This window comes from Mesorhizobium sp. L-8-10, assembly GCF_016756635.1.
Classification (GTDB): Bacteria; Pseudomonadota; Alphaproteobacteria; order Rhizobiales; family Rhizobiaceae.
The window spans coordinates 3,217,624-3,239,649 of the sequence record NZ_AP023263.1; the positions used below are offsets into that span (position 1 = coordinate 3,217,624).

Genomic DNA, 22,026 nt, shown 5'->3' on the forward strand with positions numbered 1-22,026 from the left:
GAACCGACATGAGCATCAAGGACGAAACGGCCATATTGCTGGTCAAGCTGGGCGTGGATGAAAAGAGCCTTGCGGGCGGGACGATGGCGTCCTTCAGCCCGGTGACGGGCGAGCAGGTGGCGTCGCTGCCGGCGACGACGCCGGCGGAGGCCGCCGCCATGATCGACAAGGCGGACGCCGCTTTCCGGGCCTGGCGCCTGGTGCCGGCGCCCCGGCGCGGCGAGCTGGTGCGCCTGTTCGGCGAGGAACTGCGCGCGGCGAAGGCCGATCTTGGCCGCCTGGTTTCGATCGAGGCCGGCAAGATCCCGTCGGAAGGCCTCGGCGAGGTCCAGGAGATGATCGACATCTGCGACTTCGCCGTCGGCCTGTCGCGCCAGCTCTATGGGCTGACCATCGCCACCGAGCGCCCCGGCCACCGCATGATGGAGACCTGGCATCCGCTCGGCGTGGTCGGCGTCATCTCGGCCTTCAACTTCCCGGTCGCGGTGTGGTCGTGGAATGCGGCGCTCGCCCTGGTCTGCGGCAATGCGGTGGTGTGGAAGCCGTCGGAGAAGACGCCGCTCACGGCGCTTGCCTGCCAGGCGATCTTCGCCAGGGCGGCGGCGCGGTTCGGCGGCGTGCCGGAGGGGCTGAGCCAGGTGCTGATCGGCGACCGGGCGATCGGCGAGGTGCTGGTCGACCATGCCAGGGTGCCGCTGGTGTCGGCCACCGGCTCGACCCGCATGGGCCGCGAGGTCGGGCCGCGGCTGGCCAGGCGCGTCGCCCGCGCCATCCTGGAGCTGGGCGGCAACAATGCCGGCATCGTGTGCCCGTCGGCCGATCTCGACATGGCGCTGAGGGCGATCGCCTTCGGCGCGATGGGCACGGCCGGCCAGCGCTGCACGACGCTGCGGCGGCTGTTCGTGCATGACAGCGTCTATGAGGCGCTGCTGCCGCGGCTGCGGCGGGCCTATGAGAGCGTTTCGGTCGGCAGCCCGCTGGAGACCAGCGCGCTGGTCGGGCCGCTGATCGACAAGGCGGCCTATGAGGCCATGCAGAAGGCGCTGACGGCGGCGCAGGCCGAAGGCGGCCGCATCACCGGCGGCACCCGGGTGGAGACCGGCCACGACGCGGCCTATTACGTGAAGCCGGCGCTGGTCGAGATGCCGCGCCAGGTGGCGCCGGTGACCGAGGAGACCTTCGCACCGATCCTCTATGTGATGCGCTACGGCGACTTCGACGCCGCACTTTCCGAGCACAATGCGGTGGGGGCGGGGCTGTCGTCGTCGATCTTCACGCTCGACCTGCAGGAGGCGGAGCGTTTCCTGGCCGCCGACGGCTCGGACTGCGGCATCGCCAATGTCAACATCGGCACGTCAGGGGCCGAGATCGGCGGCGCGTTCGGCGGCGAGAAGGAGACCGGCGGCGGCCGCGAATCGGGCTCCGACGCCTGGAAGGCCTATATGCGAAGGGCCACCAACACGGTGAACTACTCCAAGGCGCTGCCGCTGGCGCAGGGGGTGTCGTTCGACATCGGGTGAGCGAATAGCGAGTAGCCAATAGCGAATAGGGGAAAGAGGGTTCGCGGCATTGGCGCGAGACCCTTGTTCCCCTACTCGCTCGAATGAGCGAAGAGAGCGAATAGCGAGTAGCCAATAGCGAATAGGGGGAAAGGGTCGGCGTCGGCGCCAGCCCCTTGTTCTCGTATTCGCTACTCGCTATTCGCTATTCGCTCCCTTCCGTCCCACGGCAGCGCACATGTTCGGCATTCCCCTCTTCGACCTCGTTTGGCTGGCCGTGGCGCTGTTGGCGGCCGGCGCGATGACGGGGCTGCTTGCCGGCGTCTTCGGTGTCGGGGGCGGGGCGCTTGCCGTTCCGGTGCTCTACGAGCTGTTCAACTATGTCGGCGTGCCGGAAGAGGTGAGGATGCCGCTCTGCGTCGGTACTTCACTCGCGATCATCGTGCCGACCTCGATCCGTTCCTTCCTTGCCCATCGGGCCAAGGGCGCGGTCGATGTGTCGATCCTCAAGGTCTGGGCGGCGCCGGTCATGATCGGCGTCGCGGCGGGCAGCGTGATCGCGCGCTTCGCGCCGGCGGAGCTGTTCAAGGCGGTATTCGTGGTGGTCGCCGGTGTCTCGGCGCTGCGGCTGCTGTTCGGCAGGGACAGTTGGCGATTGGGCACGGAACTGCCCAGGCGCGGCATCATGATCGTCTATGGCTGGCTGATCGGGCTGCTTTCGGCCCTGATGGGCATCGGCGGCGGGCAACTCTCCAGCCTGTTCATGACGTTCTACGGCCGCCCGATCCACCAGGCGGTGGCGACCTCCTCGGGGCTGGGCATCCTGATCTCCATCCCCGGAGCCATCGGATATGTCTATGCGGGCTGGCCGCGGGCGGCCGAGTATCCCGACGTCGCTGCCCTACAATTCCCGCTGGCGGCGGGATATGTCTCGCTGCTCGGCCTCATCGCCTTCATTCCGACGAGCACCTTGACGGCCCCGATCGGCGCAGGTCTCGCCCACAGGCTCTCCCGGCGCCAGCTCGAAATCGCCTTCGGCCTGTTCCTGATCTTCGTCTGCATCAGGTTCCTGACTGACCTCGTCGACTGACCGGCCGCGCAAGTCGCGAGCGCGACCCAGGCGACCGGCGTAGGGCGAGACGACTGGCGTCGCTCGGCGAGACGACTGGCGTCGCTCGGCGAGACGACTGGCGTCGCTCGGGCGTCAGTATCCGCTCGGGCAGTTCGCGACGTAACGGCGTCCGTACTGGTCACGATAATAGCAGCGGCCGGGGTCGGCGGCGCGGCCGATGAGGGCGCCGGCGACGGTACCCACGGCAGCTCCGATCAGCGCACCTTCGGTGCGGCTGCCCGGAGCGGCCACCGCCGACCCGATCGCCGCACCGCCGACGCCGCCGACGACGGCACCCTGTTGGGTCGAGGTGCATCCGGCAAGCGCGACCAGCGCCGCAATCACCATGGCAGATTTCTTCATATCGATCTCCTGTCCGGCCCCCTTGGCCACATACCAACCTACAAAGCGGGGATTCGATCCATGCGTACGTAATATCGGTTGCGAAATGACCTCGGCCAAACGCGCCAGGACGCCGACGTCACGTGCTCGACGCAATCGCCCTCAGGAGGTCGATCGTCTCATATTCGCGGTAGGAGGTCTCGTCATTGGTCGTGCCATAGCCAGAGCTCGCCGAGAGCTTGACGACGACCGTCCGCCTGCGCGGGCTGACATAGACGAACTGGTTGTAGACGCCGATCGCGGCGTAGTCGCCCTCGTCGCCGCCCATGACCCACCATTGATAGCCGTAGCCGAACAGCGAGTCGGACAGGTCGCTGGCGCCGGGCATGAGGTGCGCTGCGTCCGGCGTGATCGAGGCCTCTATCCAGCCTTCCGAAACGATCTGCCGCCCGTGCCACCGACCCCTGTTGCGGTAGAGTTCACCGATTTTCGCATAGTCGCGGGCCGTGGCGTTCAGCCCTGCATAGGCCATCTCCATGCCCTCGGAATCGACCAGCCAGTAGCCCGCCGCCTCCATGCCCAGAGGATGCCAGATCTTCTCCTCGACATAGTCGGCCAGAGAGCGCCCGGTCGCGGCGACCAGCAACATCCCCAGAACCTGCGTGTCGGTGCTATTGTAGAGGTTGCAGGTGCCGGGCTCGCGCTGGCGTTCGAGCGTTGCGGCGAAAGCGTTGAACGATCCGCCATAGGCCGCGATATGGGCGAAGCGGTTGATGTCGGAAGAGGGGTCGCTGTAATCCTCGTTCCAGCGTGCCCCTGATGACATCTGCAAAATGTCCTTGATGCGCACGCCGTCATAGGCCGAACCGGCGAGAGCAGGCAGGTAGTCGGTGACCGGCTGCTCGATCGACGCCACGAGACCCTCGTCGACGGCGACGCCGAGGGCCAGCGAGACGAAGCTCTTGGCGACCGACATGGAAACCCATCTGACGTCGCGGCCGCCCCAGGGAGCATAGTGCTCGTGGACCACGGCCCCGTCACGGAGGACCAACAGCGCCATCGTCTCGGTTTCGGCGAGAAAGGCTTCGACACTCCTGAGCGTTCCCTCATGGGCAAAGGTGGATGGCAGCGTGATGGACGCCGCTTCGGGGAAGTGGAAGGGCGCGGGCGACGCGCTCATGACGGCCACCGGGAAGAGGGTGTCCAACCGCTGGAAGTTGTCCCGCTGGCTGGCGCCGGTGAACAGGCTGAAGATATAGTCGGCGCGGTTCATGTCGATGGCCTTCGTTGCTCGGCGGACATGCGCAATCGGCCAAGCCGCGCAAACAGTCAAGACGCCGACCGGTGGTCCGGGCCGCCGGACGGGGAGACCAAGACGCCGCCTAAGACGGGGTCAGCGCATCGTCGAAGGCGAAGCGCGGGTCGGCACCCGCCCGGTCATAGACCTGCCACTGGAGCGATGTCGCCCCGACATGGAAAACGGCGGTAGCGAGCGTGTTCTCCTGGTCGGGATCGTCCGGCTGCTCGCGAAGGATCGGCAGGACAGGGTCGCCCTTGTCCCATAGCGCGGAAAGAGGATCGAGGTGCATTTCACTACGAGAACCGGCCATGATGGCGTCGCCGCGCTGTTGCCTGGATCGGGACGAGCCGGTGACGACCTGCGGCTCTTCCGAGCGACCGGGATGGACAAGATGGTTCGCATGGAGCCGCGGCTCATCGATGGTGATCGCCGTGCAGCCCGAATGGGTGAATTCGATGCTGAGAAGGTGGGGGTCGCCGCGCTGCGCCAGCGTCATATGGAAGGCACCGGCACGCTTTGACGTTTCGAGCAGTTTCACCGCTTCGTCCAGCGTCGCGCAATCCAGCAGCGCACGCCCGAGCAGCATGCGCGGCAGGCCGGTGCCGGTGTCGCGCGAGCGTATGTTGTTGACCGTCTGGACGAGGCCGGCTTCGGTCACGGCGAAAGTGTGTCCCGGGATCGATGCCGGATAGACGAAAGCCGCGAACGCCTTGCCGTCCCGCGGCCGCACATGGGCGAGCGCGCAATGGCCGCGAAGCCCGGGATCGCCGTCTTCATTGTGCGCGATCACGGGCACGTCCCCCGGGAGTTGCACGGTCGTGCAGCCGTCTGGCGCCATCGCCCAGACGTCGCCGCGGCAGTTCCACAGGAACACCTCGTCGAGCGGCAGGCCGAGGCCATGCGCCAATCCATGCAGCTCCAGCCAATAGGCGGGGAAGCGCTCTTCGACCATCCGGCGCATGATGGCGACGCGCCGGTCGTCGCGGAAGGCCATTACGGAAGCCCAGGCGTGCCTGACGACGAGATGGCGATGGGCGATTTCGGCGCCGAAGCGGCCGAGCTGGACGCCGACGTCGTAAGGCGTTCCGCTCGCCTCCAGGAAGTGGAGCCGGCCCATATCGTCAGTGGACATGCTGAAGGAATTCCCGCAGGCGTGGATTTTCGGGATTGGCCAGAAGCGCGGCCGGATTGCCGTCCACCGAGATCTTGCCGCCTTCCATGAAGATGAGCCGCGTGCCGACCTGGCGGGCGAAGGCCATCTCATGGGTGACGACGATCATCGTCATGCCCTCTTCGGCGAGGGACTGCATCACGCGCAGGACCTCGTGGCGCAGCTCCGGATCGAGTGCGGAGGTCGGTTCGTCGAACAGCATCAGCTTCGGCTTGACGGCGAGCGCGCGGGCAATTGCCACACGCTGCTGCTGTCCGCCCGAAAGCTCGGAAGGGTAGTGATGGCCGCGATCGGCGAGGCCGACCTTGGTGAGCAGCGCCTGTGCCAGCTCGAGCGCTTCCGACCGGCTCGCGCCGCGCACGCGCCGCGGCCCGAAGGCGACATTCTGCAAGGCGGTCATCTGCGGAAACAGGTTGAACTGCTGGAACACCATGCCGGCTTCCTGGCGGATCAGCCGGACCTTGGAGCGTCCGGACCTGACGCTGATGTCGTCGACGATGAGGTCGCCGCCATTGATCTCCTCGAGCGCGTTGATGCAGCGCAGGAGAGTGGACTTGCCCGAACCCGAGGGGCCGATCAGCACGACGACCTCGCCGGCATCGATCGCCAGGTCGACCTCGTTCAGAACCACGACCTTGCCGAAGGTCTTGGTGACCTTTCGAAATTCGACGATGCTCATAGGATCCGCATCCTCTTTTCCGTCATGCGCAGGATGAGGGTCAGCGAGCCAGTCATCAGCAGATAGAGGATGGCGACGGCCGTCCAGATCTCGACGGCGCGGAAATTGGCGGCCATGATCTCCTGCCCCTGCCGGGTGAGCTCGCCCACGCCGATGACGATGAACAGCGACGTATCCTTGAGGCTGACGATGAACTGGTTGCCCAGCGCCGGGATCATGCGGCGGAAGGCCACCGGGCCGACGATGTAGACGAGCACCTTCCACATCGGCAGGCCGAGCGCGAGGCCCGCTTCCTTGAGGCCCTTCTGGACCGACAGGAACGAGCCGCGCACGATCTCGGCGATATAGGCGCCGGCATTGACGACGATGGCCGTGATGGCGGCCGTCATCGGATTGACGCGGATGTCGGCCAGCACCGGCAGCGCGAAATAGATGAACATGACCTGGACGACGATCGGCGTGCCGCGGATCAGTTCGACATAGGTGAAGGCGATCGCGTTGAGCAAGGCATTGCCGTAGGCGCGCATCAGGCCGGCGACGAAGCCGACGACGAGGCCTCCGGCCAGGCCGGCCAGCGTGATGAGCACGGTGAGGCGCGCGCCGCCGATGAGGGCGGGCATCGCTTCGGCGATGACGGACCAGTCGAATTCCATGGCAGGACCCGTTCAAGGAGTGAGGCGCGCCGGCGGGCCGGCGCGCTGGTCAGGGCGCTCAGCTCTGCGGTTCGGTCCCGAACCACTTCTTGTAGATCGCGTTGTAGCGGCCGTCCTTCTTCATGTTGGCCAGTGCGGCATTGACCTTGGCGACCAGTTCGCTGCCCTTGGGAAAGCCGATGCCGTATTGATGCGCCATCATCTGCTCACCCACGGCCTTGACCTTGCCGCCGCCGGCCGTCGCGACGTAGTAGAGCACGTTCGGCGTGTCGTGCATGGCGGCGTCGACGCGGCCGGTCTGCAGCTCCAGATAGGCATTGTCGACATTCGGGAACTGGCGCAGTTCGGTTTCCTTGAAATTCTCCTTGGCATAGTCGGTGGCCGAGGTGCCGGTCTTGACCGCCAGCACCTTGCCCTTCAGGTCGTCGGCACCGGCGATCGCGCTGTCGGAGGGAACCATCAGCAGGAAGCCGCTGTCGTAATAGCCGTCGGAGAAGTCGATGACCTTCTTGCGCTCGTCCTTGATGGTGATGCCGGCAAGCGCGACGTCCACCTGCTTGGTCTGCAGGGCCGGGATGATGCCGTTGAAGTCCATCGGCTGCAGCGTGTAGGTGACGCCGATTTCCTTGGCGATCGCGTCCCACATGTCGATGTCGAAGCCGACATATTTGTCGCCTTCCTTGAACTCGAACGGCACGAAGGCGGTGTCGGTCGCCACCACGAGATCCTCGGCGTGCGAGGGTTGCGTGAAGGCGACGGCGCTCGCGAAGGCTGCGAAGAGAAGAGTGTGGAGTTTCATTGTCTGTTCCCCTTTTCTGGTGACTTGATGATGAACGGCAGTTCAGGAGGCCGGGATCGACGCAAGAGCCGCGTCGATCGCGTCGCCGAGGCGCTCGACGATGCGGGTGATGTCGTTGCGGTCGACGATGAAGGGCGGCGCAAGAAGCACATGGTCGCCGAGGCGCCCGTCGATGGTGCCGCCCATCGGATAGACCATCAGCCCGCGCGCCATGGCTTCCTTCTTGATGCGGGCATGCAGCTTGAGGCCGGGATCGAACGGCCGCTTGCTCATGCGATCGGCGACCATCTCGACACCGCGAAAGAGGCCGCGCCCGCGTATGTCGCCGACATGGTGATGATTGCCGAGCCGCTCGTTCAGCTGCTGTTCGAGCTCGCCGCCCATGGCGACGACATTGGCGAGCAGCTTGTCGCGCCGGATCACCTGCTGCACCGCGAGCCCGGCCGCCGCGGCCATCGGATGGCACATATAGGTGTGGCCGTGCTGGAAGAAACCCGAGCCGTCGGCAAAGGCCTGGAAGATCTGCCGGGACAGCAGCACCGCGCCCAGCGGCTGATAGCCGCCGCCCAGGCCCTTGGCGACGGTCATCAGGTCGGGTGCGACACCGTCCTGCTCGCAGGCATGCAGCGTGCCGGTGCGGCCCATGCCGCACATCACCTCGTCCAGGATGAGGAGCACGCCATAGCGGTCGCAGATGGCGCGGATCTGCCTGAAATAGTCGGCGACGGGAGGGACGGCGCCCGCCGTCGCGCCGACGACCGTTTCCGCCACGAAGGCGATGACCTGATCGGCGCCGAGCTCGAGGATCTTCTGCTCGAGCTGCGCGGCCGCACGGCTCGCATAGGCCTCGTCGCTCTCGCCGGTCTCTTGCAGGCGGTAGGCGTAGCAGGGGTCGATGTGGTGCGTCTCGATGAGCAACGGCTTGAACTGCGCCCGCCGCCACTCGTTGCCGCCGGCCGCCAGCGCCCCCAGCGTGTTGCCGTGATAACTCTGGCGGCGGGCGATGATGTGCCGGCGCTGCGGCTCGCCCTTCTCGACGAAATATTGCCGCGCCATCTTCAGCGCCGCCTCGACCGCCTCGGAGCCGCCGGAGACGAGGTAGACATGACCCAGTCCTGCCGGCGCGTCCTCGACCAGAAGTTCGGCCAGTTGCTCGGCCGCTTCGGAAGTGAAGAAGCCCGTATGCGCATAGGCCAGCTTGTCCAGCTGCTCATGCAGGGCTGCGAGCACCGCGGGGTGGCCGTGCCCCAGGCATGAAACGGCCGCTCCCCCTGATGCGTCGATATAGGCCTTGCCGTCGGCATCGTAGAGTTCGATGCCCTTGCCGCCGACGGCGACCGGCGGGACAGCGTGAATGGCGCGGTGGAGGAGGCGGGTCATGGACGCTTCGTTCTTGCCTGGAAGTGGGTGTTCAATGCGGCCGATTGCCTGTCCATGCGGGCAAGCGCTTTGCCCGCGGCGTCTGCCTCATGGCCGGCGACGAGGGCGCCGAGGATTTCGGCCACGACGAAGGCCGGCGACATGGTGTGCAGGAAGGAGGGGCTCTCGGTCGGCACGACCACCGACACGGTCGCGAGTTGCGCAAGCGGGGCGACGAGACTGTCGGTGATCGCGACGACGGATACGCCGCAGGATTTGGCATATTCGGTGATCTCGACCGTCTGCCGCGTATAGGGAAGAACGCTGACCGCCACCATCACGTCTTCAGGCGTCGCGCTGCCCAGCGCGTCCACGCCGATGCCGCCCACGGCGTCGAGCATGGCCGACTGCTTGCCGGCGAGCGACAGGATGTAGTGCAGGTGCCAGGCGGTCGGATGGCTGGAGCGCAAGCCGAGGCAGTAGACCCTGCGCGCGCCGGCGATGCGGCGGGCAGCCTCCACGAGATTGTCGAGCCCGGCGGGTTGGGAAAGGGCTGCGACCTGTTTCCCGATGCCGCTCACCATATCGGCCGCGAGCGCATGGTCGCCCTTGAGCTTCTGGCTCTTGGCCTGGGCGCCGACGCGGCCGGCGAAACCCGTGCCCTCGTGACGCATGGCATCGGCATGAAGCTGGCGGATGTCCTCATAGCCGGCGAAGCCCAGATGCTTGGCGAGGCGCGTCATCGTGGCCGGCTGGACGTCGGCCTGGCGCGCCTGCTCCCGCATCGACAGGAGCGCGACCTCGCGCGGATGGTCGAGCACGTAGCGCGCTGCGGCCTGCAACTGCCCCGACATGTCGTCGAAGTCGCGAATGATCGTTTCGGTAAGCGGGCCGGACTTCATTCCATCCCAATACAACGGTATCGGAAGGATTGCAACATATGTTTCAATATTGCATCATATGATTGGATTGGATCATAGAGCGGAGCGCGCCGTGGCGGACCAGGACGAACAGCGACGAACGGCGATCGCGGTGGCGCCGAATGGCGGGCGTCGGACCAAGGCGGACCATCCGGCGATCCCGCTCAGTCCGGCCGAACTGGCGCGGACGGCGACCGAGTGCCTGGAGGCCGGCGCCGGCATGATCCATGTGCATGTGCGCCGACCCGATGGCCGGCACCTGCTCGATGCCGACGCCTATCGCGAGGCCATCGCCGCCATCCGTGCCGCGACGGGCGAGCGCATGGTGATCCAGATCACGACCGAAGCGCTCGGCATCTATGCGCCGGCCGAGCAGGTGGCGGTGCTGAAAGAGGTCAGGCCGGAGGCGGCTTCGCTGGCACTGCGGGAGATCGTGCCTGATAACGCCGCCGAACCGGTGTTTGCCGACACGCTCTCGTGGATGAAGCAGGAGCATGTGCTGCCGCAGATCATCCTCTACGACCCCGCGGAAGCCGTCCGGCTCGCCGGCATGATCCGGCGCGGCGTGGTGCCGTGGCAGGACATTCCGGTTCTCTATGTACTCGGCCGCTACACTGTTTCGCAGACCTCGCAGCCGGTCGACCTGCTGCCGTTCCTCGCTCCCGACATGCCCCGCTTCGCCAATTGGAGCGTATGCGCGTTCGGGCAGCACGAGGCGGCCTGCGTAACCGCCGCCGCGCTGCTTGGAGGGCATGTGCGGGTCGGATTTGAAAACAACCTGCTTTTGCCCGACGGCCGTCTCGCCCCCTCCAATGCCGCGCTCGTCGAGACCGTCGCGACCGCGGCGCGCGCGCTGGGCCTCGGGCTGTGCGACGCCGCGGCGATCCGCGAACTCGCCCGGGCATGAGTGCGCCCTCGAACTGAGGTGCTTCCGACGCTGCCCTTGGCTTTTCCGTATTCGATATGTATACGATCCATATACGTATCATATATGGAGATCCTCTTGGGCATCGTGAACATAGACGACGACTTGCACGATCAGCTGCGCAGAGCGAGCAAGGTATCGTGTCGTTCGATCAATGCGCAGGCCGCCTTCTGGATCAAGGTCGGCATGCTGTGCGAGATCAATCCGACACTCAGTTTCACAGAGATCATGGAGCGCGAGCTAGGCTCCGCAGGCGTTTCGGCTCAATCGCTGGCCTTGAGCGAAGCATGACGAAGCAGCCCCAGGAACTGGCGTTGCTGGCCGAATCCGGACGGTTGCTGGCGTCCGTATTCGGGCTGCTGGACCGAACCCCGCTCGTTGGTATGTCGACACTTCAGATCAATGAAATGGTCGAGCGTTTCATCGTTCACGATCTCCAGGCTCGTCCCGCCAGCAAGGGGCAATATGGCTATGGCTTTGTGCTGAATTCTTCGGTGAACGACGTGGTCTGCCATGGCATTCCATCGCAATCGAACGTGCTTCGGGACGGTGACATCGTCAATCTCGACATCACGCTCGAGAAGAACGGCTATATCGCAGATTCCAGCAAGACCTATCTCGTCGGTGAGGTAAATCCAGCCGCCAGGAGGCTGGTCCAGACCGCCTACGAAGCCATGTGGATGGGCATCCGGGCGGTTCGCCCGGGCGCGCGTCTCGGAGACATCGGCTGGGCGATCGAACGACATGCCAAGCGAAACGGCTATTCCGTGGTGCGTGAATATTGCGGTCACGGCATCGGCCGGGAGATGCATGAGGAACCGCAGGTCCTGCACTTCGGAAAGCCGGGATCCGGCCTCGCCCTCCGCGAGGGCATGGTGTTCACGATCGAACCGATGCTCAATCGGGGCCGGAGGAGTGTGAAAACCGAGGCCGACGGTTGGACTGTCGTGACGAGAGACGGGTCGCTTTCCGCACAGTTCGAGCACACCGTTGCCGTGACGGCTTCCGGCGTGTCGGTGCTGACGCTGCGTCCTGGAGAAAGAGGCTCAGGACCAACCAACCAGGTCAGCCGGGCATGACCTGCGCTACGCCGGTCTGTTCGTGAACCGCGTCGGTTCTTTGCGGCTGCCGCCGTCCAATTGAAAACGATAACGATTTCCATGGGATCGCAACGGCTGTCCCTGCTGGGACAGACCGCCTTCGCGCGCGCAACCATTGTCCGCCCGCGCCTGGAAGGAGGCGGCCTCAGACAATTGTTCTTCCCATCCCGGAGCCGACCGGAACCGCCATCCTCCACGGCAGCCTGAGGTTGATGACGTCTTGTCTGCAATCCATGCTAAATTTCATCGACAAAAATTGTCTACAATCTGGTTGACAAAGGTCGTGCTTTGGCCGATCGTGTTCGAAGACCAGCCGTTGCCGACGATCAGGAAAGCCGATGGCGATGACCGACAGGTCGAGCAGGTCCTGATCCGCGCCGACAACAAGCCACTGGCTGACGCGCCTCGGCGAGTGACCCGGCGGCGGCCGCGGCCGCCCAACAGCAAGATCCCCGCCAAGGGGACTTAGGAACCTTTATCGGGAGAACATTCGAATGCTCAAAAAGCTGACCCTTGCCGCCGTCGTGGCGGCAAGCCTGACCACCGTTGCCAACGCCGAAACGCTCAAATGGGGAGCATCGCGCGACATCTACTCGGTCGATCCATATTCCTACGGCGACAGCTACACCCTGGCTTTCCTGAACCATGTCTACGAAGGGCTCGTCCGCTACGACGCCAAGCTGCAGATCGAACCCGCGCTGGCGACGTCGTGGGAGACGGTTTCGGACACGGTGTGGCGGTTCCATCTGCGCAAGGGCGTGAAATTCCATAACGGCGCGGATTTCACCGCCGATGACGTGCTGGCCTCGCTCACCCGGGTGAGCGATCCCGTGTCGCCGCTGCGCGGCAATCTGCCGGCCTACAAATCCGCCAAGAAGATCGACGACTTCACCATCGACATCGAACTGGTCGGTCCCTATCCGCTGCTTCTGAACGACCTCACCAACATCCATGTGTTCGATGCCACCTGGCTCGCGGACAACAATTCGCTGAAGCCGACCGACGTCGGTGCCCAGATTGAGGGTTATGCGACCTACAACGCCAACGGCACGGGACCGTTCGTGCTGGAAAGCCGCGTGCCGGACAGTAAGACGGTGCTGAACAGGAACACGAGTTGGTGGGACAAGCCGCAAGGCAATGTCGACCGCATCGAGTTCACGCCCATCACCTCGGCAGCGACGCGTGTCGCGGCCCTTCTGTCCGGCGAGATCGACTTCACCGAGAACGCGCCCGCCCAGGATCTTCCGCGGCTCGCCGCGCAGCCCGGACTGAAGATCATGGAGCGCACCGACCTGCGCACCGTGATGCTCGGCTTCAACCGCAAGCCCGAGCTGGCGAACGGCGCCGACAACAAGTTCAACGACCTGCGCGTGCGCCAGGCCTTCGCGCATGCGCTCGACCCGAAGCTCATCCAGAAGCGTATCATGCGCGGCAAGTCCAGGACCGCCGGCGCCATCATCGCCCCCGACATCCCGGGCTATGTCGAGGCGCTCGATGCCGTGGTCCCTTATGATCCGGACCTGTCGAAGAAGCTGCTTGCGGAAGCCGGCGCCAGCGACCTGCCTTTCACCCTGGTGTGCACGACCGACGCCTATGTGAATGAAGAGGAGCTATGCCAGGGGCTCGTCAACATGCTGAGCCGTGCCGGTTTCAAGCCCCAGCTCGACATCGCACCCACGGCCGTCCAGGCACCCAAGCGTACGGGCGGCCTCGCCGACGTCTATCTGATCGGCTGGGCGAACGAGCCGATGCTCGACAGCTATTCCATCCTGCTGCAGATGATCAGGACGAAGACCGACAAGGCCGGCGTCTTCAACTGGGGCGGCTGGAGCTATCCCGAAATCGACGATCTCGTCATGAAGGCCTCGACCGAACTCGATCGCGCCAAGCGCCTGGCCATGCAGACCAAAGCGCTGGAAATGGCGAAGCAGGAGATCGTGATGCTGCCGCTGCACCAACAGCCCATGGCCTGGGTGATGAGCGACAAGATCGACGGCATCGCCCAACTCGCCGACAACAAGCCGCGGCACTGGCTCACGCATTTCAAGCAGTAGTCCTCAGGCGGAGCCGCAACGCCGGGCGCTGCGGCTCCCGCCCAACTCGCGAGGATCCAGATGCTGGTCTTCATCATCAGCCGCATCACCAATGCGATCATGGTCATGCTGGCGGTCGCAATGCTGGCTTTCCTGATCTTCCGCCTCACCGGCGATCCGGTCGAGCTCATGGCCAACGAGCAGATGACGCAGGCCGATCGCGACGAACTGCGGGAGAGGCTCGGCCTCAATGACGGCATCGTCACGCAGTTCGCCCGTTTCGTGGTGAATGCCGCGCAAGGCGACTTCGGCATTTCCTACCGGAACGGGCAGGACGTGCTGACGCTGATCGCCGACCGCTTTCCGGCGACGCTGGAACTCGTGCTGATGGCGACGCTGATCTCGCTCGTCGTGGGTATTCCGCTCGGCGTGCTCACCGCCATCAGGCGCGGCAAATGGTATTCCGAGGCCTTGCAGTTCGTGTCGATCGTCGGCGTCTCGCTGCCGAGCTTCGTCGTCGGCATACTGCTCATCCTCGTGTTCTCGGTGATCGCCGGCTGGCTGCCAGCCTTCGGCCGCGGCGACGTCGTCACGATCGGCTGGTGGTCGACCGGCGTTCTCACGCCATCCGGACGCGCCGCGCTGATCCTGCCGGCGATCGCCCTGTCCCTCTACCAGATCACGCTGATCATGCGTCTGGTGCGCGCCGAGATGCTGGAAGTGCTGCGTTCGGACTATGTGAAATTCGCGCGCGCCCGCGGCATTCCGCGCTGGCGTATCCATTTCCGTCACGCACTCAGGAACTGCCTGATGCCCGTCGTCACCATGACGGCCATGAATATCGGCTCGCTGATCGCCTTTGCGCTGATCACCGAGACCGTCTTCCAATGGCCCGGGATGGGAATGCTCTTCATCCAGGCGGTGACCTTCATCGACATACCTGTGATGGCGGCTTATCTCTGCATCATTTCCTTCATCTTCGTCACGCTCAACACGCTGGTCGACATCACCTATGCGGTGATCGATCCGCGTCTGCGCAGTGCGCACTGACGGGGAGGATCGGATCGATGACGACAGACATCTCCAAATCCGAGGCAGCCGCGCGGCCGGCCATCATCCGGCGGCTTCGCGACAGCGACATCTGGTGGTCGTTCACGAACAGCAAGACGGCGATGGCCGCCGCGCTGATCCTCGCCATCCTGGTGCTGACGGCGCTGTTCGCCCCGCTGATCGCCGTGCAGAACCCCTATGACCCCGCCCAGCTCGACATGTGGAAGGCCGAGCTGCCGCCGATCTGGCAGGACGACGGCGAATGGCCTTACCTGCTCGGCACCGACACCCAGGGACGGGACATGCTGTCGGCCATCCTCTACGGCACGCGCATCTCGATCGTGATCGGCGTGGCTTCGGTGGCGCTGTCCCTGTTGATCGGCATGAGCGCCGGTCTGGTCTCGGGCTTCTTCGGCGGCATCGTCGACAACGTCCTTATGCGCGTCGGCGACATCACCTTGTCCATACCGACGATCCTGATAGCCATCCTGGTTTCCACGGTCGTGCGCCAGATGCTTCCGGCCGATCTGCGCGAGGTGGGGGCGTCGGCCGTGCTCGTGCTCGCCATCGCCCTGTCGGCCTGGGTGCAATATGCGCGCACCGTGCGCGCGCAATGCATCGTCGAGCGCGGCAAGGAATATGTCCAGGCCGCGCGGCTGCTCAAGGTTCCCGCCCGCCGCATCATGGCGCGCCATATCCTGCCGAACACGCTGACGCCGGTGCTCGTGGCAGCCACACTGAATTTCGGCATGGCGATCCTGACCGAGGCGACCTTGTCGTTCCTCGGCATCGGCATGCCGCCCGGCCAGCCGTCGCTCGGCACGCTGATCCGCATCGGAAATCAGTTCCTGTTCTCCGGCTCCTGGTGGATCGTGGTGTTTCCGGTGATGCAGCTCTGCCTGCTCGTCGTGGCGGTCAACCTCCTGGGTGACTGGCTGCGCGACGTGCTCAATCCGAAACTGAGGTAGCGACCGATGAACGACCTGTTGCTTCGCAATGTCCGGCCCTTCGCCGAAGCCGAATGCGACCTGCTGATCCGCGACGGCATGATCGCCGCGATCGGGCGCTACGAACCGGAGCCCGGCATGCCGGTGGAGGACGGTGGCGGCGCGATCGCGATCCCGGGGCTGATCGATGCGCATACCCATCTCGACAAGACGACCTGGGGCATGCCCTGGCATGTGAACAACCGGCGTGCCGTGCTGCGCGAACGGATCGACTTCGAACGCGAGCAGCGCAGCGCCATCGGCATCGACCCGCACCGGCAGTCGATGCGCCATGCGATCGGCCTGGCCGCGCACGGGGCCACCCATATCCGCAGCCATGTCGACATCGACACCATGCACGGGCTTGCCATCGTCGACGGCGTCATGGAAACGCGCGAGAAGCTCAGGGGCGTCATCGACATCGAGATCGTCGCCTTTCCGCAATCGGGCGTCATGGTGATGCCCGGCACCGTGGAACTGCTCGACGCGGCGCTCAGCCAGGGATGCAAGGTGCTCGGCGGCATCGACCCCTGCGGCATCGACCGCGATCCCAAGGGCCAGCTCGATGTGCTTTTCGGCCTGGCGGCGAAACACCAGTGCCCCATCGACATCCATCTGCACGAGGCGGGCGAGCTCGGCGCCTTCACCATGGAACTGATCTCCGAACGGGTCCGGGCCAACGGCATGCAGGGCAAGGTCGCGATCAGCCATGCCTTCGCGCTCGGGATGAACGACTATCTGCGTGTCGGCCAGCTGATCGCGCAACTCGCCGAGCTCGACATCGCCATCGTCACCACCGGCGCGCCGTCGGCGACGGTTCCATCGATCATGCGGCTGAAGGAGGCCGGCGTGCGGGTGGGGGCCGGCTGCGACGGCATTCGCGACACCTGGGGACCCTGGGGCCAGACCGACATGCTCGACCGGGCAAAGGTCATCGGCATGAAGAACGGGCTGAGGCAGGATCGCGAACTCGAGCATGTGCTGGCGATCGTCTCGCAGGGCGGCGCCGACGTCATGCGCCTCGACGGCTACGGCCTCGCCGTGGGCTGCCGTGCCGACCTCACCCTCCTGACCGGCGAGACGCTCGCGCATGCCGTGGTCGACGTCGCGCCGCGACCGCTGGTGGTCAAGGGCGGGCGTGTCACGGCGCGCGAAGGCCGGCCCATGGTGGACATGCCATGAGCGAGGACACGCTCGAAACACTGGCGCTCGGAAAGCGGCCGGATGGCCGCACGCTGCTGACGGCGGCCTGGGTGCTCGGGCACGGGGAGGGCGGGCACCGCCTGCTGAGGAACGGCGAGGTCGTTATCGAAGGCGGCGCGGTGCTGTTCGTCGGACATCGCTTTCCGGGCGAAGTCGCAAGGCGCATCGATTTCGGCAATGCGCTGATCAGCCCGGGCTTCATCGATCTCGACGCCTTGTCCGATCTCGACACGACGATCCTCGGCATCGACCACCATCCGGGCTGGGCCAAGGGGCGGGTGTGGCCCCGCTCCTATGTCGAGGCCGGCCCCTATGAGATGTATTCGCCGGACGAGCTCGTCTTCCAGAAGCGCTTCGCCTTCGGCCAGCTCCTGCTCAACGGCATCACGACGGCGGCGCCGATCGCCTCGCTCTTCTATCGCGAATGGGGCGAGACCGTCGCCGAGTTCGATGCGGCGGCTTCAGCCGCCGGCGATCTTGGCCTCAGGGTCTATCTCAGCCCCGCCTACCGCTCCGGCGGCATGGTGCTCGATGGTCCCGGGCAGATGTCGCCCGTCTTCGACGAGGAGCGCGGCTTCGCCGGCCTGAAGGATGCGATCGACTTCATCGGCCGCCAGACCGGCCGCTTCGGCGATCTCGTGCGCGGGCTGCTTGTTCCGGACCGTGTCGAGACCTGCACCGCCGAGCTGCTGCGCCGCACGGACGCAGCCGCACGGGACCTCGGCTGCAGGATCCGCCTGCATATGGCGCAGGGTTCGATGGAGGTCGATACCGTCGCCAGGCTGCACGGCTCGACCGCTCCGGCCTGGCTCGCCCGCTCGGGGCTGCTCAGCGACCGTCTGATCGCGCCTCATGCCACCAACGCAACCGAGGAGGACCTCGACCTCTATGCGGAGCATGGGGTGTCGATCGTGCATTGCCCGCTGGTCTCGGCGCGTGGCGGCAGCACGCTGAACTCGTTTTCGAAGTGCCGGCAGCGCGGCGTGAACATCGCCATGGGAACCGACACGGCGCCCGCCGACATGCTGATGAACCTGCTGATCGGGCTGATCACCTGCCGCATCGACGACCGCGCATCTGACCGGGTGCGTTGCGCCGATCTGTTCGATGCCGCCACGCTCGGAGGGGCGCGCGCGCTGGGCCGCGACGATCTCGGGCGCCTGGCCCCCGCGGCGCGCGCCGACATCGCCGTGTTCGATCTCGACGACGCGGTCATGACCCCGTCGATCGACCCGATCACGACCCTGGTCATCGGCGGGTCCGGCAAGGTGACGCAGGCCGTGTTCGTCGACGGGCGGCTTTCCATGCGGCACGGCGAGGTCGCCGGCATCGACATGAAGGTGGCGCGTCGCCGTGCGCAGGCGCAGTTCGATCGCCTGGTCGCCAAATATCCCGAGCGCAGCTGGGGCCATCCGCCGGTGTCGGAGATCTTTCCTCCCAGCTACCCAATCGAGGGCGATCCCCATGGCTGACGCCAGCGAAAAACCCGTACTTGATGTCCGCAACCTCAAGGTCGAGTTTCCCGGCCGCCGCGGCGTTGCCACGGCATTGTCCAGTGTCAGCCTGTCGATCCGTGCGGGCGAGATACTCGGCGTGGTGGGCGAGTCGGGCGCCGGCAAGTCGATGACCGGGCTGGCGATCCAGGGGCTGCTCGAACACCCGGGCCGCATTGCCGAGGGCGAGATATGGCTTGCCGGCCGTCGCATCGACAATCTCGACGATCGCGCGATGCAGAACATACGCGGACGCGAGATCGGCGCGATCTTCCAGGACCCGCTGACCTCGCTGAACCCGCTGTTCACGGTGGGCGCGCAATTGACGGAGACGATCCGCCAGCATCTCCGCTCCGGCAAGGCGGAGGCCAGACAGCGCGCCGTCGCCCTGCTCAAGGATGTCGGCATCCCATCGCCGGAAGAGCGCGTCGACCAGTATCCCCACCAGTTCTCGGGCGGCATGCGCCAGCGCGTCGTCATCGCGCTGGCTCTCGCGGCCTCGCCGAAGCTCGTCATCGCCGACGAGCCGACCACGGCGCTCGACGTTTCGATCCAGGCGCAGATCACGGCACTGCTGCGCCGGCTGTGCAAGGAGAAGCGCACGGCGGTGATGCTGGTGACGCATGACATGGGCGTGATCGCCGAGACGGCCGACAAGGTGGCGGTCATGTATGCCGGGCGGCTGGTGGAGATCGGCCCGGTCGACCAGGTGCTGCGCGCTCCGACGCACCCCTATACGCGCGGCCTGATGGCCTCCATCCCCGCGCTCGGCGCGCGGGTCGAGCGTCTCAACCAGATCGACGGGTCGATGCCGCGACTGGACGCGATCCCGCCGGGTTGCGCCTTCAATCCGCGCTGCGGGTCGGCGGGGTCCCGGTGCTTCCGCGAGCGGCCGGAACTCATGCCGGTCGGGACGGGCGCCAGCGCCTGCTGGCTGAACATGGGAGGAACCGCATGACTGCCGCATCGGCATCGGCGCCGGCTCTGCGCGTCGAGAACCTGGTCAAGACATTCGACGTTTCCGCTCCCTGGCTGAACCGCCTGGTGGAACGCAAGCCCCGACAGTATCTGAGGGCCGTCAACGACATAAGTTTCGCCGTTCCGATGGGCGGGTGTCTCAGCCTCGTCGGGGAAAGCGGCTGCGGCAAGTCGACGGTCGCGCGCCTCGTCACCGGTCTCTACAGAGCGAACAGCGGCGAGATGCGTTTCGCGCCGGGGCAGGACGGAGAGCCGCTGTCTGCGCAGATGATCTTCCAGGATCCCTATGCCTCGCTCAATCCGCGCTGGCGGGTCAAGAACATCATCGCCGAGCCGCTGCGCGAGATGAAGCTGCGCAGATCCGCCGCGGAGATCAAGGAGCGGGTCGACGAACTGCTGCGGACCGTGGGCCTGTCCGTCTCGGACGGCGACAAGTTCCCGCACGAATTCTCCGGCGGCCAGAGGCAGCGCATCTCCATCGCGAGGGCGCTGGCGGGCGAGCCGAAGTTCCTTGTCTGCGACGAGCCGACGTCGGCGCTCGACGTCTCGGTGCAGGCCCAGGTGCTCAACCTGATGCGCCGGCTGCAGGAGGAATTCGGCCTGACGTTCCTGTTCATCAGCCACGACATGAGCGTGGTGCGCCACATGTCCGACCGCATCGCGGTCATGTATCTCGGCCGTATCGTCGAGGAGGGCGAGACCGAGGAACTCTTCGCACGGCCGCGCCATCCATACACACAGTTGCTGCTGCAGACGATCCCGAACATCCAGAAGCCGCATCGCGACCGCACGGTTGCCGCCGGCGAGGTGCCGAGTCCGCTCAAGCCGCCTTCGGGCTGTCCGTTCCACCCGAGATGTCCCGTCGCGACCGCCCGCTGCTCGGCGGAGCTGCCCGAGATGCGCACGCTCGGCAGCGGCACGCGTGTCGCCTGCCACTTGGTCGAGGAGGCGTGACGATGCGGCGAGCCGCCTATGCCAGGGCCGCCCTCAGATCGTGCGACATGTCGCGAACCTCGCGCAGGTCGAGTTCGGATTCGACATGGTCCAGATGATGCTCCATCAGCCGCGAAGCCCTTTCGACATCGCCGGCCGCGATCGCTTCGACGATCTCGTCATGCTCGTCGGGTCCGCAGTTGAAGCGCGCCGTGTTGCGATAGATCGCCGTGATCAGCGAGGTGCGCGAGATCAGGTCACGCATCATGCCGAACAGGAAATCCGAGCCGGAAAGTTCCGCCAGAAGCAGGTGGAAACCGCCGGAGAGCTTGATGATGTCGGTCGTGACATCGTTCGCGTTGGCGACCCGTTCGCTGGCGACATGGCTGCGCAGCCTGGCGACATCGGCCCTGGAGAGCATCTGGCCGATCCTCTCCACCACGCAGCGTTCCACGGAGCGGCGTACGAAGAAGACGTCCCGCGCCTCGTCGACCGAGGGCTTGCAGACGAACGCGCCGCGATTGGGGATGATGGTCACCAGCCCCTCGCGCTCCAGCGCGGCGAGCGCCTGGCGGATGCGGGCGCGGCTGACGTCGAAAATCTCGGACATCTGGCCTTCCTTCAACTGAACGCCGGGCCGCAGCCTGCGCTCGGCGATGGAGAGCCATACTTTTTCGACGATCTGCTGCGTCGAGATGCCTGCTTGTTCGGCCATGCCTCTGTCCCTGCGCCATGACGGACAATCGCCACCAGCCGACAAAAGTCAACCATGGGCAGCTCGACGCCAGCCCATTTTGTGGACAATAGAAGCCAGTTTTGTAGGCAATAGATGGGAACTCAGACGGGGCATGCAATGGAGTTCGATTTCACCGTGCTGGAGCCGGAGAGCCGCTATCGGCTGCTGACCAATTTCGTCGGCCCGCGGCCGATCGCGCTGGTCACGACCCGGTCCGCCAACGGACGCGGCAATGCCGCGCCGATGAGCTTCTTCAACGTGTTCTCGCATGAGCCGCCGATCGTCGTGCTGGGCATCCAGCCGCGGCTCTCGGGCGAGGACAAGGACACCGTCATCAACATCCGCCGCAGCGGCGAGTTCGTCGTGAACATGGTCGACATGGCGCTGTCCCAGCAGATGCTCATCTGCGGCCTCGCCTTCGAAAGCGATGTGGACGAACTCGAAATGGCCAGGTTGCCGACCGCCCGGTGCAGCCGGATCGACGCGGACTATGTCGCCTCATCGCCCTGCTCCTTCGAGTGCCGGGTGGAGCGGCTGATCGAATATCCGCGCCGCGTTCTGGTGCTCGGTGAGGTCGTGCACATGCATGTGCGCCGCGAGTGCCTCGACGAGGCAGGGCGCTACGTCAATCCGGACACCTACCAGCCGATCGCTCGCCTTCACGCCGACAACTACATCACCTCCGACCGCCAGTTCGTGCTCAAGGCGCCCGCGATCGCGGATGTCATCGAGGCGTCGGAACGCATGGAATGAGGA

General features: G+C 65.6%; 22 protein-coding genes. 13 read left to right on the top strand and 9 right to left on the bottom strand.

Translation table 11 applies throughout. The features are described 5' to 3' along the window. The first annotated feature begins 8 nt into the window (after positions 1-8). Positions 9-1,520 (top strand): L-piperidine-6-carboxylate dehydrogenase, encoded by a 1,512-nt coding sequence (amaB, locus tag JN280_RS14935; protein ID WP_202313179.1) that lies wholly within the window; start codon positions 9-11, stop codon positions 1,518-1,520. A gap of 217 nt (positions 1,521-1,737) precedes the next feature. Then, positions 1,738-2,589 carry a sulfite exporter TauE/SafE family protein gene (locus JN280_RS14940; protein WP_202313181.1) on the top strand — a complete coding sequence of 284 codons (852 nt, stop codon included), beginning with the start codon at positions 1,738-1,740 and terminating at the stop codon, positions 2,587-2,589. A 114-nt stretch (positions 2,590-2,703) separates the two neighbouring features. Here JN280_RS14940 and JN280_RS14945 read toward each other — a convergent pair whose 3' ends face one another. From JN280_RS14945 to JN280_RS14980, 8 genes are all read right to left on the bottom strand, one after another. After that, positions 2,704-2,973, bottom strand: a complete 270-nt coding sequence (locus JN280_RS14945; RefSeq protein ID WP_202313183.1) for a glycine zipper domain-containing protein — start codon at positions 2,971-2,973, stop codon at positions 2,704-2,706. 118 nt (positions 2,974-3,091) lie between these two features. Then, a complete protein-coding gene (locus JN280_RS14950) occupies positions 3,092-4,225 on the bottom strand; it encodes a serine hydrolase domain-containing protein (RefSeq protein WP_202313185.1) in 1,134 nt (377 codons plus the stop codon). A 109-nt stretch (positions 4,226-4,334) separates the two neighbouring features. Then, on the bottom strand, positions 4,335-5,384 hold the full coding sequence (locus JN280_RS14955; RefSeq protein ID WP_202313187.1) for a C45 family autoproteolytic acyltransferase/hydolase: 1,050 nt from the start codon (positions 5,382-5,384) through the stop codon (positions 4,335-4,337). Next, positions 5,374-6,102: a glutamine ABC transporter ATP-binding protein GlnQ gene (gene glnQ / locus JN280_RS14960; protein WP_202313189.1), complete on the bottom strand. Its 729-nt coding sequence runs from the start codon at positions 6,100-6,102 to the stop codon at positions 5,374-5,376. The genes JN280_RS14955 and glnQ overlap by 11 nt, the downstream gene beginning before the upstream one ends. Beyond that, positions 6,099-6,755, bottom strand: a complete 657-nt coding sequence (gene glnP, locus JN280_RS14965; protein ID WP_202313191.1) for a glutamine ABC transporter permease GlnP — start codon at positions 6,753-6,755, stop codon at positions 6,099-6,101. The genes glnQ and glnP overlap by 4 nt, the downstream gene beginning before the upstream one ends. Before the next feature lie 58 nt (positions 6,756-6,813). Then, on the bottom strand, positions 6,814-7,554 hold the full coding sequence (gene glnH, locus JN280_RS14970; RefSeq protein WP_202313193.1) for a glutamine ABC transporter substrate-binding protein GlnH: 741 nt from the start codon (positions 7,552-7,554) through the stop codon (positions 6,814-6,816). A gap of 42 nt (positions 7,555-7,596) precedes the next feature. After that, positions 7,597-8,934, bottom strand: coding sequence for an aspartate aminotransferase family protein (locus tag JN280_RS14975; protein WP_202313194.1), 1,338 nt, complete (start codon positions 8,932-8,934; stop codon positions 7,597-7,599). Further along, positions 8,931-9,815, bottom strand: a complete 885-nt coding sequence (locus tag JN280_RS14980) for a MurR/RpiR family transcriptional regulator (RefSeq protein ID WP_202313195.1) — start codon at positions 9,813-9,815, stop codon at positions 8,931-8,933. Before JN280_RS14980 ends, JN280_RS14975 begins: the two co-directional genes overlap by 4 nt. A 91-nt stretch (positions 9,816-9,906) precedes the next feature. Here JN280_RS14980 and JN280_RS14985 point away from each other — a divergent pair, with 91 nt between their 5' ends. The 10 genes from JN280_RS14985 to JN280_RS15030 all read left to right on the top strand — a co-directional run bounded on the left by JN280_RS14985 (position 9,907) and on the right by JN280_RS15030 (position 20,555). After that, positions 9,907-10,740 (top strand): 3-keto-5-aminohexanoate cleavage protein, encoded by an 834-nt coding sequence (locus JN280_RS14985; RefSeq protein ID WP_244743329.1) that lies wholly within the window; start codon positions 9,907-9,909, stop codon positions 10,738-10,740. A gap of 96 nt (positions 10,741-10,836) precedes the next feature. Further along, positions 10,837-11,049 (top strand): ParD-like family protein, encoded by a 213-nt coding sequence (locus JN280_RS14990; RefSeq protein ID WP_202313197.1) that lies wholly within the window; start codon positions 10,837-10,839, stop codon positions 11,047-11,049. Further along, positions 11,046-11,837: a type I methionyl aminopeptidase gene (gene map / locus JN280_RS14995; RefSeq protein WP_202313198.1), complete on the top strand. Its 792-nt coding sequence runs from the start codon at positions 11,046-11,048 to the stop codon at positions 11,835-11,837. Before JN280_RS14990 ends, map begins: the two co-directional genes overlap by 4 nt. 515 nt (positions 11,838-12,352) lie before the next feature. Beyond that, positions 12,353-13,912: an ABC transporter substrate-binding protein gene (locus JN280_RS15000; protein WP_202313199.1), complete on the top strand. Its 1,560-nt coding sequence runs from the start codon at positions 12,353-12,355 to the stop codon at positions 13,910-13,912. A gap of 60 nt (positions 13,913-13,972) precedes the next feature. Further along, positions 13,973-14,941, top strand: coding sequence for an ABC transporter permease (locus JN280_RS15005; RefSeq protein WP_202313201.1), 969 nt, complete (start codon positions 13,973-13,975; stop codon positions 14,939-14,941). Between the two features lie 17 nt (positions 14,942-14,958). Continuing rightward, positions 14,959-15,909, top strand: a complete 951-nt coding sequence (locus tag JN280_RS15010; RefSeq protein ID WP_202313203.1) for an ABC transporter permease — start codon at positions 14,959-14,961, stop codon at positions 15,907-15,909. A gap of 6 nt (positions 15,910-15,915) precedes the next feature. After that, positions 15,916-17,109 (top strand): amidohydrolase family protein, encoded by a 1,194-nt coding sequence (locus JN280_RS15015; protein WP_202313205.1) that lies wholly within the window; start codon positions 15,916-15,918, stop codon positions 17,107-17,109. Further along, positions 17,106-18,602, top strand: coding sequence for an amidohydrolase family protein (locus JN280_RS15020; RefSeq protein WP_202313207.1), 1,497 nt, complete (start codon positions 17,106-17,108; stop codon positions 18,600-18,602). Before JN280_RS15015 ends, JN280_RS15020 begins: the two co-directional genes overlap by 4 nt. Further along, positions 18,595-19,581: an ABC transporter ATP-binding protein gene (locus tag JN280_RS15025; protein WP_202313209.1), complete on the top strand. Its 987-nt coding sequence runs from the start codon at positions 18,595-18,597 to the stop codon at positions 19,579-19,581. The genes JN280_RS15020 and JN280_RS15025 overlap by 8 nt, the downstream gene beginning before the upstream one ends. Continuing rightward, entirely contained in the window at positions 19,578-20,555 is a 978-nt protein-coding gene (locus tag JN280_RS15030; protein WP_202313211.1) for an ABC transporter ATP-binding protein, read from the top strand. The genes JN280_RS15025 and JN280_RS15030 overlap by 4 nt, the downstream gene beginning before the upstream one ends. A gap of 16 nt (positions 20,556-20,571) precedes the next feature. Here the strand turns inward: JN280_RS15030 and JN280_RS15035 are convergent, their stop codons facing one another. Next, on the bottom strand, positions 20,572-21,249 hold the full coding sequence (locus tag JN280_RS15035; protein ID WP_202313213.1) for a GntR family transcriptional regulator: 678 nt from the start codon (positions 21,247-21,249) through the stop codon (positions 20,572-20,574). Positions 21,250-21,387: 138 nt separating this feature from the next. On the opposite strand from JN280_RS15035, the gene JN280_RS15040 reads away from it, so the two are divergent. Continuing rightward, the gene (locus JN280_RS15040) at positions 21,388-22,023 is read left to right on the top strand and encodes a flavin reductase family protein (protein ID WP_202313215.1); all 636 of its coding nucleotides are present in this window, start codon (positions 21,388-21,390) and stop codon (positions 22,021-22,023) included. Positions 22,024-22,026: the final 3 nt, after the last annotated feature.